Raw genomic sequence first — 13,091 nt, forward strand, 5'->3', positions numbered from 1 at the left:
AATGTGGCTTTGTATTTACGCCATTGAGGTTCGGCAAAATGCTCCACTGTATAGCTTTTTATCTTAAGCAGATGATCTTGAGCCAATAGGCTCAGTTTGAAGTGTTTATTTTGCATATTGGTGTAGTGAGCAATCAAAGAGAGTTTAGAAAAGTCGCACCATCAACCACGACACCGCTGTCGACATCTTTTTTTGCTGATTCAAAACAGTATTTGAGGTAATCGACCTTCATTGCTTCTAGTTCTTCGAAGTCTTTCATCGACATAACAACAACTGTATCTTTACTATTTTTACTAATGATCACAGGCTCACGCTGGGCGCTTAAAAGAAGCTCGCCAAAATTTCGTTTTGCGTCATTTGCCGTTAATGTGTTCATTGTAAACCCCTCATTCAAAGTTATGAAAAGTATAGCTTATCGTGCGAATCGATTAAAGCGATCGAATCGTGCGATTTTAAAAGTAAAACCTTGTTGAATTTATTCTGCGCAATGAACTATAGAAAAGCCAAGACCTAACAAACTATAACGAGATTTTAAGTATGCCGTTTTTCTACTCTTTTGTTTGCTCTCAAGCTTCCTCGAAGCGGTTCCCACAAGAAAGATTCTCTCTCCTAATAGGTATCTAGCAAGCAAACTAGGCAGATGCAGAGAAAGGCCGCCTTGTATAAGGTGCCGCCATCGCAACAGCTATCGTTGCCATATTTTGTCGGTTAGAGTAACAGTATGATATTGTCATACTGTTTTGAATTAAGGGTTTTAGCTATGGGCATGCATAGAAAAACAATCACGCTGACTGAACAACAAAATAATTGGGTAAAGAGTCAAATCGAAAGTGGTCATTTTGGCAATGACAGTGAGTATATCCGTGATCTAATTAGAAAGGATCAACAAGCCAAAGAGCGTCTTGCCATTCTTAGGCAGGCTCTCGTTGAAGGCGAATCGAGCGGAGAATCTAAACCACTTGATATATCAGCCATCAAGACGGCAGGTCGCAAAAGAATAGATGCAGCCAAGTAATGCTCAGGCTTAGCATTACACCGAAGGCAGAATCAGACCTAATCGGAATTTGGGTTTATACCTGTGAAGAATGGGGCGTTGATCAAGCAGATACTTGCATTGATCAGTTGGAAACAGAAATGAAACAATTAATGAATCACCCATCTCTCGGTACCAATTATGCCCATGTTTTCCCAGGATATCGTCGATTACTACTTGAACATCATGCTGTTTTTTATCAAGTACTTGAAACTGAAATACTTGTTGTTCGTATATTACACGAGGAAATGGACGCCCCCGAACGACTTCTTGATTAGCGACAGTTATAGATAGTTTACGTAATCAAGCTCCGAGCTCACTTTGCGGAACCAGATGATGAGACCAAACACCTTAAAGCGCTCGCATCATGACTTTGGCATCTTNACCGTAACTCTCGCTAGCTTGTTGATCCGTCATTTCAACAAAGCCGTGTTTTTGCCAAAATGGTACTGAGTCTTGTACAGAAACCAGTAAGGCTTTTTGAAAGCCAGACGAGACTGCAGTATCAAGTAAATGCTTAACCATTTGAGAGCCCACTCCCCTTCCCACGGCACGTTTTGATAGTGCTAGGTCGTGCAGAAACAATATAGGGCCATGGCTTCCTTCTGGTAGAGGTTGGTATAATTTGGGCGGCGTTTCACCGTGCCAAGCATGAGCCAATAAATATCCCAATATGTTCTTTTCTTGCCCGCTTTGCTCTTCTAGCTCACTTTTTTCTTCTAACCAGCTTCGTTCTCCTAAATAGGCAAAACAGCAGTCTGGGGATTGCTGCCATTTGCTTTGCAGTACTTCTAGGCTCTCAGGTTCGATTGCTGAATAGGCTTCAGCTTGGATATTTAGTATTTCAGCCCACATGGTTTGGGTAATTGGCTGTATCGGCATGATCGTCCTTAAATGGTGGCATTTGTCTCTGGTGCACCTTATTTTTCTATTTCGTTTAAGTCAATAATGACACTAATACTCTTTCCATTTTTTAAACGGCCAAACTGCCTATATTCAATAAACAAAAGCCTCGACGAACATTAATCAGACAAAAGCGTTTACAGTTGGCCGATTAGAAATTAAATTAGTCGCGCTCATTTTCTTCAGAAAATAGTTCTCTCTAAAAGGCATTCAACTGTGACTAAAGCACTGAACCTTTCCTCCCAAATACAAAATGTGGAAGCTATGAACGAAAAAGTTACGAATGTGCCTAATACGCCACCATTCAAGGTGATTGGTATTGCCTGTGTAGTGTGTCTAATCTTAGGCTTTGGAATTCTGAATCCTGGTAGTTTGCCAATTAACTCTGTGGTGTTGGCGATTGGACTGATGATTTTCCTTTGTGTTGCGCGAGTTCCTGTCACTATTGCTCTAATCGCTTCCGCTTTGGTGGGTGGTTTGCACAGTGGGCTTTCCACTCAAGAAGCCATTGCGGCGATCAATGACAATTTGTTGGTCGGTTCGCAAGTCGGTATGACCTACATTATGGTGGGTGCTCTTGCGGTTGCTCTTGCTCGCAGCGGTGTGCTCGATTTGCTCGCTAGAAAGCTGGTGAGCATGCTGGGCAATGAAGATACTCGCCACCAAAACAAAGTGAAGTGGCTGCTTTATGGAATTTTCATGGTCGCTTCGATCTTATCTCAAAATGCCGTACCAGTTCATATCGCTTTTATTCCTGTGATGATTCCGCCTCTTTTGGTTATTTTTAATAAGCTGCGTATTGACCGTCGCGCTATTGCTTGTATTTTGGCGTGCTCAATCAGTTCTAGTTATTTATTACTGCCTACAGGCTTTGGGGCGATTTTCTTAAATGAAATTTTGTTGGCAAACGTCAATGAGGTCGGCTCTGCATATGGTCTAGCGGTAACGGCTGACATGGTCCCGAAAGCCATGTTTTTGCCTGTTATGGGCATTCTTGCCGGTATGTTGGTGGCGATATTTTTCTCTTACCGCAAACCTCGTGACTACACGACAAATGAAGCGGCTCAGCAGCATCTTGATAAAACCAAAGACACTGTGTTGAAACCCTTCCAGCTGGTCATGACACTAATCGCTATATCAGTCACTTTAGTGTTCCAAATCACGTTTGATTCGCTGCTTGTGGGTGCCATGATAGGTTTTATGATTCTATCGATTTCAGGCATATTTCGTTGGAATCAACAGGATGATGTCTTCACTGAAGGCATGCGAATGATGGTGCAGATTGCGGTAATTATTACCATCGCGTCTGGCTTTGCGGGTGTGTTAGAAGCGACTGGGGAAATCAAACCTTTGGTACAAGCTTCCGCTGAAATGATCGGTGATCACAAAGCTTTAGCAGCGGCTATCATGTTGATTGTTGGGTTGTTTATTACGATTGGCTTTGGTGATTCATTTGCCAGTGTGCCAATTCTAGCGCCTATTTATATTCCTCTCGCACTAACTTTAGGCTTCTCGCCAATGGCGGCGGTTGCATTGTTGGGTGCGTCTGCAGCACTGGGTGATGCGGGCTCACCAGCTTCAACTATTACTCTTGGCGCGACCTCTGGACTCAATGCCGATGGTCAACATGATCACGTTCGCGATTCGGTTATTCCTACCTTTATGCACGCTAACTTCGGCATGATGATCTTTGCTTGGATTGCCGCCATGATTCTGTAAGGCATGTATCCCCTTTTTTGACTCCTGTACGAAAAGGCTAAAGTACAAAAAAACTAAAGTACAAAATACCTTTTCAACAGCAATATAAAGCCCCAGAGACGGGGCTTTGTTTCCTAAATGACACGAAGAAGAGAAGGTGTTATCAGCAGCAAAAATAGTGACACTATCAAATCACTCTTTAGCTGTCGTACTAACAGCAGAAGCAAAATACGCCATAACTTCTGCTCTAGTCATTTCTTTCGTTTCATTAGAAAAACAATAATAATCAGGACGTTGATCGCTGAAATATTGCATGTCCATTTCAATACCATCAAGGTTTGAGAAAATCCCTACTGACATGTTGTAAGCGCCGCTTTCTTTCAACTTATAAAATAAATGCGTACCGCATTCTGCACAAAAACTCCGTGAAGCCCATGCCGAAGAGTCATACTCTTTGATGTGATCTTGGCCTTCAATAACCACGTCAGTACCACATTGAACCGCAAAAAAAGGCGCACCACTCCATCCACGACAAAAATCACAGTGGCAAACGGTGAATTTTGGATTAATCTGATTGGCCATAATGGTCACCGCGCCACATAAACACTGTGCTTTTGCTTTTAGCATTAGGCTACTCCTCATTAAATAAAAGCTTTTGAATGTATGTCTCAATACATTTTATGATCACCTAATGACAGCCCTATGTCAGGGGTAAAAACTTATTTATAATAACGATGAAACCATCAACCATAACGACAAAAATAGTCTTCTAGCGTCATATCGTGGGGCGCAAATGTTTCGGAGAGTAAATCAAGGTTTTGTATTCTATCTAAACGAAAGTTTCTAAAATCTTGTCGTAAACGACACCATGCAACCAGTATCCAGCTATTTCTCGTACTTAATAAAGCAAAGGGTTCAATACGTCTTTGCGTCAATAGACCGGCTTCATCCGTGTAGCCGATATCAATGAGAAAAAAGTTCGTTAACGCGCATTGTAGTGTCGATAAATTATCGCTGTTTTTCTCTTGCATCTTCATTTGGCTAAATTGCGTTCGTTCAGAGAGAAGATTAACCTTCGCTTTGCTCTCACTATTGAGCGACGACTTAATTTTATCAATGGCATCAGAGTAATCTTTTACCAGCGAAGAATCCTTATTATGAAGTACCAACTGCTCAACCATCACCAAAGCATTAGCCTCGTTTTCGGTAAACATAATAGGCGGCAAACGATAGCCGTCTACCATTCGATAGCCTTTACCTTCTTCTGTATAAATAGGGATACCCGAACTTTCTAATGCTCGAATGTCTCGGTAAATCGTCCTGACACTTACAGAAAACCGAGCCGCCAACTCAGTCGCCGTAACTAACGATTTCGCCTGTAATTGTGTCGCAATCGCGGTTAACCGCGAAAGTCGTTTTACATCACCGTCACCCAAAGTACTTTCCCCATTTAAAGATCTGAAGTCTTGATGCTTGCGTATTATTAGCTAAGTTCTACTGTTGAATTTAAAGTATAAGCCCAAATTATAAGCTGCTATTAACCTAAAAGTGATTTTTCCATGTTTGTGATCAAACTCTTTCTTGCCTTGATTCTTGTGCTTGTTCTAGCGGTTTATATCGTTAACCTGAACATTATGTCCAAAGTTAATCCCATCAAGGAAGTCACGTCCGCGCCTTATAAAGACGCTAAGTTTCACAATACTGCACCGCGTAAGCCTATGTCTTTTGCAGACACGGCTACTTTGTGGGTGCGCTTTTTTACTGAGAAAAAAGTCGATACTACGCCAAACATCAATATTCCGGTACGTGCTGTTAGCCGAGTAGATTTAGATATGCTGAGTAATGATACGCTGCATCTGGTTAAGCTTGGGCATTCTTCTATTTTGCTCAAGGTGTATGGCGAATATTGGCTGATTGATCCTGTATTCTCAGATCGTGCGTCGCCCTTTCAGTTTGCTGGCCCAAAACGATTCCACCAGCCACCCATTAGTTTAGAAGACTTACCGCCTATTGATAAGGTGTTGATTTCCCATAATCATTACGATCATTTGGATAAAGCGAGCATCAAGGTTTTATTAACCAAAGCGAAGCAATTTTTGGTGCCAAAAGGCGTTGATGGTGACTTAGTTAATTGGGGCGTTGAGGCAAATAAAATTATTACTTTCGATTGGTGGCAGGAACTTCAAACCAGTCAAGGTTTGGTAGCCTTTACGCCTACTCAGCATTTCTCGGGGCGCGGCATGGGCGATGGCAATGCGACCTTATGGGGAGCCTGGGTCATCAAAACGCCGCAGGAAAGCATTTTCTTTAGTGGCGACTCTGGTTATTTTTCAGGTTTTAAAGAAACTGGCGATAAGTACGGGCCATTTGACCTCACTATGATAGAAACGGGCGCTTACGATAAAGACTGGGCCGATATTCACATGAAGCCAGAAGAAAGCGTTCAGGCTCATATCGACTTACAAGGAAAAGTGATGATGCCGATTCACAATGGCACTTTCGATCTGGCTTTTCATACATGGCATGATCCGTTTGACCGAGTGGTTGCTGAATCAGAACGTCGAAATGTGACCTTAAGTACACCTGAATTTGGTCGTATTTTTTCTATTAACGATTTGCCCCCTCTAACGACTTGGTGGCAAACAACACCTTAATTTCTCTATTCGCCTTTGTTCTTTTCAGCACTTTTACTCTCTGTTTTTGGGCAGTAAAAGTGCTGCTAACAAGACAATAGAATTAACACTCTAGACTTAATAAAAGGTCTTCGCTTCTTCTCTTAAGTATTGAATCAATGTGTGCATTTTTTTCGGTAAATGACCAAAAGGATATTGTAGGTAAACAGGTAATGATTTGCCCTTCCACTCAGGTAAACAAGAGACAAACACTTCAGGATGGCGCTTTAAATGTTTTTCAGCAAAATAATGTGGCAATAATCCTACACCCTTTCCTCGGATAATAGCCTCAGCGTGAAGTATGTATTGATCCACTGTAAGACGAGACTTAGGTAAATCAAAAGACACATCTCCCTGCGTTTCATGCTCTAGTACTATGTTGTTTTGCTCATTTTTAAGCGTATCGACCCAAGCATATTGATTTAGCTCACTTGGATGTTTCAACATTCCAATTCGCTCTAAATATTCGGCGCTAGCATATAAACCTTGGCTTAATGTGCCTATCTGTTCTGAGCGCAGTTGATCGTTGATAGGCTCCCCCACCCAAACGCAAACATCATTACTTTTTATCTCTTGAGATAGCTGATTACCTGTACGTACCTCAATATTAACTTGAGGAAACTCATCCAAAAAATCAAACATTAGCCAAGAAAACCAACCTCGAAGCAAGGTTGTATGAACATAAACCACTAAAGATCCACTAATTTCATCTTTTAATTCTTCGACGGCTTTATGACCTTCATCGGCGACATTGAGCATTTTTTTTGCAAAAGGTAAAAACTTAATTCCTGCTTCATTAGCGAAAAGCCGATTGGCTTGACGGCGTAATAACGGCTGATTTAATGCTTGTTCCAAATGGCTAATACGACGGCTCAGGGTAGACTTAGATACCCCCAATTTTTGAGCACTTTCTTTAAGACTGCCCGTTTCCATCACAGAAACGAATGTCCTAACTTCGTTCAGATCGTACATTCACTTTTCCCCTGATCTACCTATAAACATCCCTAAGATGCAGTCCAAATTTTGCTTTTCTGTTCGCTTTAATACGGCCCCCATAAAACCAGCTGATCTTGAGGTCTCTTGTAGGTGTTGCAAAAAGAGGAACAGAACGTGCCACCACAAAAAATGAATATTATCAGATAATACAAATGATAAGCATTCTTAATATCTTTTGTATGACAAATTATACGAGATAAACTCTACTTCTACTACGGAGAAATTGTTCATAATGACCCCTTCAACTCGCCATTATAAACTGACCACTTTAGCCGCACTAATCAGCGCCACAACGTATTCTGCAACGCTGCTAGCAGAAGAAAGCATTGTCGACCTAGATAAATTGGTTGTATCTGCTTCTGGTTATGAACAACAAATTTCTGATGCGCCAGCTTCTATAACGGTAATTACTCAACAAGAACTTGAAAAGAAAGCTTATCGAGATGTTACCGATGCTTTGAAAGATGTTCCTGGCGTAATGGTAACGGGTGGTGGTTCGACAGAAGAAATATCCATGCGCGGTATGAGTGGAAAATATACTCTAATACTGGTCGATGGAAAACGCCAAGGCTCCCGTGAAACAAGACCAAATAGCGATGGTTCAGGTATCGAACAAGGCTGGACTCCGCCGCTATCAGCCATTGAGCGCATTGAAGTAATTCGTGGTCCAATGTCTTCACTTTACGGTTCCGATGCGCTTGGCGGTGTCATTAATATCATAACTAAAAAAGTACAAGATAAATGGGGCGGCGAGCTATCGTTAAGTACCACGATTCAAGACAGCTCGGCGTCAGGAGATAGCCAACAAGCCGACTTAATGTTGAGTGGACCTTTAGTAAAAGACAAACTCGGCTTGCAACTCTATGGACAAGTTTCACAACGTGACGAAGATAAAATTGTCGACGGTTACGCTGATCAAGAAATCAAAAATGCAACGGCAAAAGTGTCGTGGGCCATATCCGAAAATCAAAATCTGATATTTGAAGCTGGTAAAGAAGAACAAACACGCTATCGCAACCCCGGTTACTCTGTTGCTGCCGATGGAAGTGTATCTGAGCAAGACTATGACCGTGAACACTACGCTATCACACATTCAGCGAGCGCAAATAACAAGAACATTGAAACCTATCTAACCCACGAAAAGATAGATAATTCTAGCCGTGATATGTCCTATCAGAATACAGTTCTCAATAATCAAACTGTACTACCATTTAATACAAACGTATTAACTGTTGGCGGGCAATATGATTATCAAAAACTAGAAGATGGAAGCAATGAAGCCGGCAATGGTATAGACGAGTTAACACGCTGGAACGCATCACTATTTGCAGAAGATGAATATTTTATTACTGACAATCTTTCGATTACTGGTGGCTTACGCTACAACGAAGATGAAAACTATGGCTCCAATATATCACCACGTTTGTACAGTAACTGGTCATTCGCTCAAGACTGGACACTAAAAGGTGGAATAAGTACTGGCTACCGTTCACCAGATCTTCGTCAAGGTAGCGAGGGTTGGGGACAAATATCTGGCCGTGGCTCAGCACTTATTTTGGGCAATTCTGATTTAAAACCAGAAGAAAGTACCAGCCATGAAATTGGGCTTTACTGGGATAATCAGCACAGCACACAAATCAGCACAACGTTATTTCATACAGACTATAAAGATAAAATTACAGAACAGCGTATTTGCGATACTACAGCTGGAGATGCAAGTTGTTCGTACTCAGGCAATTCTTATACCTTCATCAGTGAACGAACGAATGTAGACCGAGTAGAAATGCAAGGGATTGAATTTACTTTATCCCATGAGTTCTCAAACATTATCAATGTGGTGGGGAACTATACTTATACAGAGTCAGAGCAAAAAACAGGTAGTTTTGCTGGTGAGCCGTTAAATCGTCTGCCAAAACACATGGCTAACGCGACCCTTAACTGGGATGCAACACCCAAGCTTACTTCTTGGACTCGTATAAACTACCGTGGAGAATCAAGCGAAGGTTTAAACCGCACCTCAATGCAGGAAGCGATTCCTTCCTATACCTTTGTGGATACAGGCATTAGCTACAGCATCAACGATGCCATTTCTGTTTATGCAGGAATTTATAACTTGCTAGATAAAAAAGTAGATATTGAAAACTACGATACGGTATTAGATGGTCGTAGATACAACGCTAAAGTAAAAATGACGTTCTAAACTATATAACTTTCGTTTTCCCTTAGTGCGATTCGCACATAAAAGACCGCAACTTATTTGCGGTCTTTTTTTTGGTGTCACTTTTTATCAATGAATAAAATCATAGACATAAAAAAACCACGACTCTCAAACGAGAGTCATGGTTTTTAGATCATCAACAAAAATTAGTTTTGGTTGATGAAGTAGTTAATCACGTAAGCTGGAAGATCTGCCGCGTTCACAACAATCTGTTCCATAGTGTCACGATCACGAACGGTTACTGGTGCGCCTTCTTGCTCGATAGAGTCGAAGTCGACAGTCACACAGATTGGCGTACCCACTTCGTCATGACGACGGTAGCCTTTACCTACGTTACCGGTGTTTTCATAAAGAATACGACCAAGGCCAAGCTTCTGAAGCTTGTTTTTCAATTCTTTAGCAAGAGCAACGATTTCTGGCTTGTTCTTCTTAAGCGGCATAATAGCCACTTTGATAGGCGCTAGGTGCGGTTTGAACTTAAGTACAGTACGAGAAGTGCCGTTTGGTAGCTCTTCTTCCGTATAAGCTTCTGTCATTACAGCCAATAGACCACGGTCTAGACCAGCAGAAGGTTCAATACAGAAAGGCACTTCCCATTTATTTTCTTCAAGATCGCGAATCGCCAACTTAGCCGTTGAATGCTCGTTCTTTTTCACTTTCGCAGAAAGACCGAACTCTTCTTGTGCTTTGGTGTGAGAACCTAGATCGTAGTCTGTACGGTTAGCAACGCCTTCTAATTCTTCAAAACCATGTGGAAACTTGTACAAGATATCCACAGTAGATTTTGAATAATGAGCTAAGTCATCGCCAGTCACATATTCAAACTGGATATTCTCTTCTGCTAGACCTTGATCCAACCACCATTGTTTACGAGCATTAACCCAGAATTCATGCCATTTTTCATCTTCACCTGGCTTACAAAAGAATTCTAATTCCATTTGTTCGAATTCACGAACACGGAAGATGAAGTTACGCGGAGTAATTTCGTTACGGAATGATTTACCGATCTGCGCGATACCAAATGGCAAAGTGCGAGAAGTCGAATCAACAACGTTTTTGAAGTTAGTAAAGATACCTTGTGCGGTTTCTGGACGAAGGTAAGTGTAAGACTCTTCGTTCACCATTGGGCCAACGTTGGTTTTGAACATCAAGTTAAAATCACGAGGCGGAGTAACATTGGTAGAACCACAGTTATCGCATACTTTGATGTCTTTCATGTGGTCAGCGCGCATACGAGACTTACACTCGTGGCAGTCAACCATTGGGTCAGTAAAGGTATCTTCGTGGCCAGAATATTTATAGACGTATTTGTTTTGGATAATTGCAGCATCCAAACCTTCTACATCGTCACGCTCATAAACCATTGAACGCCACCAAGCGGCTTTTAGGTTGTTTTTTAATTCAATACCTAGCGGACCGTAATCGTAAGCACCTTGCATACCACCGTAGATTTCACTGCCTTGGAAAATAAATCCGCGACGTTTACATAGGGAGACGAGTTCATCCATTGTTTTAGCTGGCATTTCTAAACACACCTTAAGCAAAATTCGTTAATGAGGACATAAAAGCCAATCTGGCATCATGTTCAAGTAATAATAGCCGTCCATTGTACTCGTTGACCCTATTTCGCTCAATGGCGATTCCACGCAAGCAATGAATAAGTATTCTTTACCCTTTTTCAAAAAACGGCAGGCAAGATAACACCTGCATATTCCAGCCAAATGGCTATAACAAAAAACTTTACACTTTTATGCACAAAAATAGGACAAAATAAGGAACTGGATTGCTGTTTTAAAGTCCATTTTGTTAGATAATTCGTATTGTTTACATATTCTGATTTACATATAGCATTTATTTAAAGGTAACGGCATGCGTTCTTATAAGCCAGTAGTGGCTACATTAGCAATATTGGGTATTTTTCCATTTCTCTTTGCGACGTATTTGAGCCTAACTAACGGTAGCTTCCTTGGTAAATCTGGAGTGACACTTTTTGCAGCTTATGCAGCTGTTATTGTTAGCTTTATTGGCGGAACAATGTGGGGACGATTAATAGAATTACCTGAAAGTCGTAACGGCGCAAAACTACTTATCTGCTCTTTTGCAACCGTCTTCTGCGCTTGGGTTTCCCTGCTGTTAAAAACACCAGAACTGTCGGTTGTACTTTTGTTACTCAGCCTAATAACTATTTTCTGGGTTGATGCTCGTTGGTTAAAGCAAGCCAATAATGCAAAGCCGTATTACACCTCGCTAAATTTTGGTTTAACGTCGGTTACCTCTATTATGCATTTGCTGGTTCTGTATCCACACTATTAAGCCTGCCATCGCGAAACCTGCAATAACAAACTGATCTAACTCTCTCTTCGCTACGTATCATTACTCGATAACCACACTAAAAGAGTAATGATACATGCTAACAATCTTCTACGATGGCCATTGCCCTCTTTGCGCCGCTGAAATGCAAACATTGCAGTCATTAGATACGCAAAAAAAACTACAATTAGAAGACATTCACGCCGATAGTTTTAGTGAGAGATTCCCTTATATTGATAAGGTCGAAGCTGATAGATTACTGCACGGCCAACTCGCCAATGGAAAAATCATCAAAGGATTAGACGTAACCTGCCTTGCTTGGAAACTGGTCGGAAAACACAAATGGATGCAGTTGCTCCGCTGGCCGGTAATTCGTTTTTTTGCGGACATGGGTTACAAATTCTTTGCGCGCTACCGCCACCAAATATCATCGTTTGTCACAGGAAAACCGCGCTGTGAATCCTGTTTAAAAGACCGCTGCGACCTGTAAACCATCTAGTTTATTTTGCCTATTCTCGGAGTCTTAGTATGTCATCCTTTTATGCCTTGGTGATTGGTGCGAGTAGTGCGATTGCACAAGCAGCGATACAACAGTTCGAAGCGGATAAAGACTGCCTTGGCGTATTTGCCGTCAGTCGATCCTTACCAAACTCTGAAACCGCCACAAAAACACAATGGCTAGAGTCTGATTATAGTGAAGACAGTATTCAGCAGATCTGTAAAAGCCTTTCCGCCTATTCTGGAAAGATAAGCAAAGTATTGATTTGCAATGGCATATTACACAACAACAGCATGATGCCAGAAAGAAAGTTAGAAGAAATCAGAGCCTCTCAGCTAGAAGCTATATTTCACACCAACACTATTATTCCCATGCTGTGGTTGAGCCAGCTATTACCCATTTTACAAGGTGAACAAGCTACTCAAGTGGCGTTATTTAGTGCTCGAATTGGCAGCATTTCGGATAATAAAACCGGCGGCTGGTACAGCTATCGAGCCTCAAAAGCGGCATTGAATATGCTGATTCAAACCAGTTCCGTGGAATACGCCAGAAGAGCAAAAAACGTTAAGCTCATCGCTTTTCACCCAGGCACTACAGACACACCACTTTCTAAACCTTTCCAACGATCGGTGCCGAAAGACAAACTCTTCACTGCAGACTTTGTAGCGACTCAACTTTTATACATCATGGGAAGTGTCACCATGGATAACAAAGCGGCTTATCTTGATTGGAATAACCAACCGATTGAATGGTGATTTTTTC

The 13,091-nt window shown here is 41.6% G+C and carries 13 protein-coding genes and 1 pseudogene; 8 read left to right on the forward strand and 6 right to left on the reverse strand.

What is annotated here, in order from left to right; genetic code table 11:
* Positions 1 to 133: 133 nt before the first annotated feature.
* A complete protein-coding gene (locus tag TY87_RS16460) occupies positions 134 to 376 on the reverse strand; it encodes a type II toxin-antitoxin system Phd/YefM family antitoxin (RefSeq protein ID WP_072840348.1) in 243 nt (80 codons plus the stop codon).
* A 384-nt stretch (positions 377 to 760) separates the two neighbouring features.
* On the opposite strand from TY87_RS16460, the gene TY87_RS16465 reads away from it, so the two are divergent.
* Entirely contained in the window at positions 761 to 1,015 is a 255-nt protein-coding gene (locus TY87_RS16465; RefSeq protein ID WP_100187967.1) for a type II toxin-antitoxin system ParD family antitoxin, read from the forward strand.
* Positions 1,015 to 1,311 carry a type II toxin-antitoxin system RelE/ParE family toxin gene (locus TY87_RS16470; RefSeq protein WP_100187904.1) on the forward strand — a complete coding sequence of 99 codons (297 nt, stop codon included), beginning with the start codon at positions 1,015 to 1,017 and terminating at the stop codon, positions 1,309 to 1,311. Before TY87_RS16465 ends, TY87_RS16470 begins: the two co-directional genes overlap by 1 nt.
* Before the next feature lie 106 nt (positions 1,312 to 1,417).
* On the opposite strand, the pseudogene TY87_RS16475 reads toward TY87_RS16470, so the two are convergent.
* Positions 1,418 to 1,915, reverse strand: a pseudogene (locus TY87_RS16475) (GNAT family N-acetyltransferase); the annotation flags it as partial.
* Positions 1,916 to 2,314: 399 nt separating this feature from the next.
* Here TY87_RS16475 and TY87_RS16480 point away from each other — a divergent pair.
* On the forward strand, positions 2,315 to 3,655 hold the full coding sequence (locus TY87_RS16480) for a Na+/H+ antiporter family protein (RefSeq protein WP_100187968.1): 1,341 nt from the start codon (positions 2,315 to 2,317) through the stop codon (positions 3,653 to 3,655).
* Positions 3,656 to 3,826: 171 nt separating this feature from the next.
* On the opposite strand, the gene TY87_RS16485 is transcribed toward TY87_RS16480, so the two are convergent.
* Together TY87_RS16485 and TY87_RS16490 are read right to left on the reverse strand one after the other, a co-directional pair.
* On the reverse strand, positions 3,827 to 4,261 hold the full coding sequence (locus TY87_RS16485) for a GFA family protein (protein WP_100187906.1): 435 nt from the start codon (positions 4,259 to 4,261) through the stop codon (positions 3,827 to 3,829).
* A 116-nt stretch (positions 4,262 to 4,377) separates the two neighbouring features.
* Positions 4,378 to 5,070 carry a helix-turn-helix transcriptional regulator gene (locus TY87_RS16490; protein ID WP_100187907.1) on the reverse strand — a complete coding sequence of 231 codons (693 nt, stop codon included), beginning with the start codon at positions 5,068 to 5,070 and terminating at the stop codon, positions 4,378 to 4,380.
* A 123-nt stretch (positions 5,071 to 5,193) separates the two neighbouring features.
* Here TY87_RS16490 and TY87_RS16495 point away from each other — a divergent pair, with 123 nt between their 5' ends.
* Entirely contained in the window at positions 5,194 to 6,288 is a 1,095-nt protein-coding gene (locus tag TY87_RS16495; RefSeq protein ID WP_100187908.1) for an MBL fold metallo-hydrolase, read from the forward strand.
* 96 nt (positions 6,289 to 6,384) lie between these two features.
* On the opposite strand, the gene TY87_RS16500 is transcribed toward TY87_RS16495, so the two are convergent.
* A complete protein-coding gene (locus tag TY87_RS16500) occupies positions 6,385 to 7,278 on the reverse strand; it encodes a LysR family transcriptional regulator (RefSeq protein WP_100187909.1) in 894 nt (297 codons plus the stop codon).
* 256 nt (positions 7,279 to 7,534) lie between these two features.
* On the opposite strand from TY87_RS16500, the gene TY87_RS16505 reads away from it, so the two are divergent.
* Positions 7,535 to 9,502 carry a ligand-gated channel protein gene (locus TY87_RS16505; RefSeq protein ID WP_100187910.1) on the forward strand — a complete coding sequence of 656 codons (1,968 nt, stop codon included), beginning with the start codon at positions 7,535 to 7,537 and terminating at the stop codon, positions 9,500 to 9,502.
* 164 nt (positions 9,503 to 9,666) lie between these two features.
* Here TY87_RS16505 and TY87_RS16510 read toward each other — a convergent pair whose 3' ends face one another.
* Positions 9,667 to 11,043: a glycine--tRNA ligase gene (locus TY87_RS16510; protein ID WP_072840356.1), complete on the reverse strand. Its 1,377-nt coding sequence runs from the start codon at positions 11,041 to 11,043 to the stop codon at positions 9,667 to 9,669.
* Positions 11,044 to 11,389: 346 nt separating this feature from the next.
* On the opposite strand from TY87_RS16510, the gene TY87_RS16515 reads away from it, so the two are divergent.
* The 3 genes from TY87_RS16515 (at position 11,390) to TY87_RS16525 (ending at position 13,084) form a co-directional block, all read left to right on the forward strand.
* On the forward strand, positions 11,390 to 11,833 hold the full coding sequence (locus TY87_RS16515) for a DUF3429 domain-containing protein (RefSeq protein WP_100187911.1): 444 nt from the start codon (positions 11,390 to 11,392) through the stop codon (positions 11,831 to 11,833).
* A gap of 94 nt (positions 11,834 to 11,927) precedes the next feature.
* Positions 11,928 to 12,320 carry a thiol-disulfide oxidoreductase DCC family protein gene (locus TY87_RS16520; RefSeq protein ID WP_100187912.1) on the forward strand — a complete coding sequence of 131 codons (393 nt, stop codon included), beginning with the start codon at positions 11,928 to 11,930 and terminating at the stop codon, positions 12,318 to 12,320.
* Positions 12,321 to 12,358: 38 nt separating this feature from the next.
* Positions 12,359 to 13,084, forward strand: a complete 726-nt coding sequence (locus TY87_RS16525) for an SDR family NAD(P)-dependent oxidoreductase (RefSeq protein WP_100187913.1) — start codon at positions 12,359 to 12,361, stop codon at positions 13,082 to 13,084.
* Positions 13,085 to 13,091: the final 7 nt, after the last annotated feature.

Source organism: Marinomonas sp. BSi20584, assembly GCF_002792415.1.
Taxonomy (GTDB): Bacteria; Pseudomonadota; Gammaproteobacteria; order Pseudomonadales; family Marinomonadaceae; genus Marinomonas; species Marinomonas polaris.

Coding starts and splice junctions, on each gene's coding strand:
- TY87_RS16485 (WP_100187906.1), bottom strand. CDS start 4,261: ATGCTAAAAGCAAAAGCACAGTGTTTATGTGGCGCGGTGACCATTATG.
- TY87_RS16500 (WP_100187909.1), bottom strand. CDS start 7,278: ATGTACGATCTGAACGAAGTTAGGACATTCGTTTCTGTGATGGAAACG.
- TY87_RS16460 (WP_072840348.1), bottom strand. CDS start 376: ATGAACACATTAACGGCAAATGACGCAAAACGAAATTTTGGCGAGCTT.
- TY87_RS16510 (WP_072840356.1), bottom strand. CDS start 11,043: ATGCCAGCTAAAACAATGGATGAACTCGTCTCCCTATGTAAACGTCGC.
- TY87_RS16495 (WP_100187908.1), top strand. CDS start 5,194: ATGTTTGTGATCAAACTCTTTCTTGCCTTGATTCTTGTGCTTGTTCTA.
- TY87_RS16515 (WP_100187911.1), top strand. CDS start 11,390: ATGCGTTCTTATAAGCCAGTAGTGGCTACATTAGCAATATTGGGTATT.
- TY87_RS16470 (WP_100187904.1), top strand. CDS start 1,015: ATGCTCAGGCTTAGCATTACACCGAAGGCAGAATCAGACCTAATCGGA.
- TY87_RS16520 (WP_100187912.1), top strand. CDS start 11,928: ATGCTAACAATCTTCTACGATGGCCATTGCCCTCTTTGCGCCGCTGAA.
- TY87_RS16465 (WP_100187967.1), top strand. CDS start 761: ATGGGCATGCATAGAAAAACAATCACGCTGACTGAACAACAAAATAAT.
- TY87_RS16505 (WP_100187910.1), top strand. CDS start 7,535: ATGACCCCTTCAACTCGCCATTATAAACTGACCACTTTAGCCGCACTA.
- TY87_RS16525 (WP_100187913.1), top strand. CDS start 12,359: ATGTCATCCTTTTATGCCTTGGTGATTGGTGCGAGTAGTGCGATTGCA.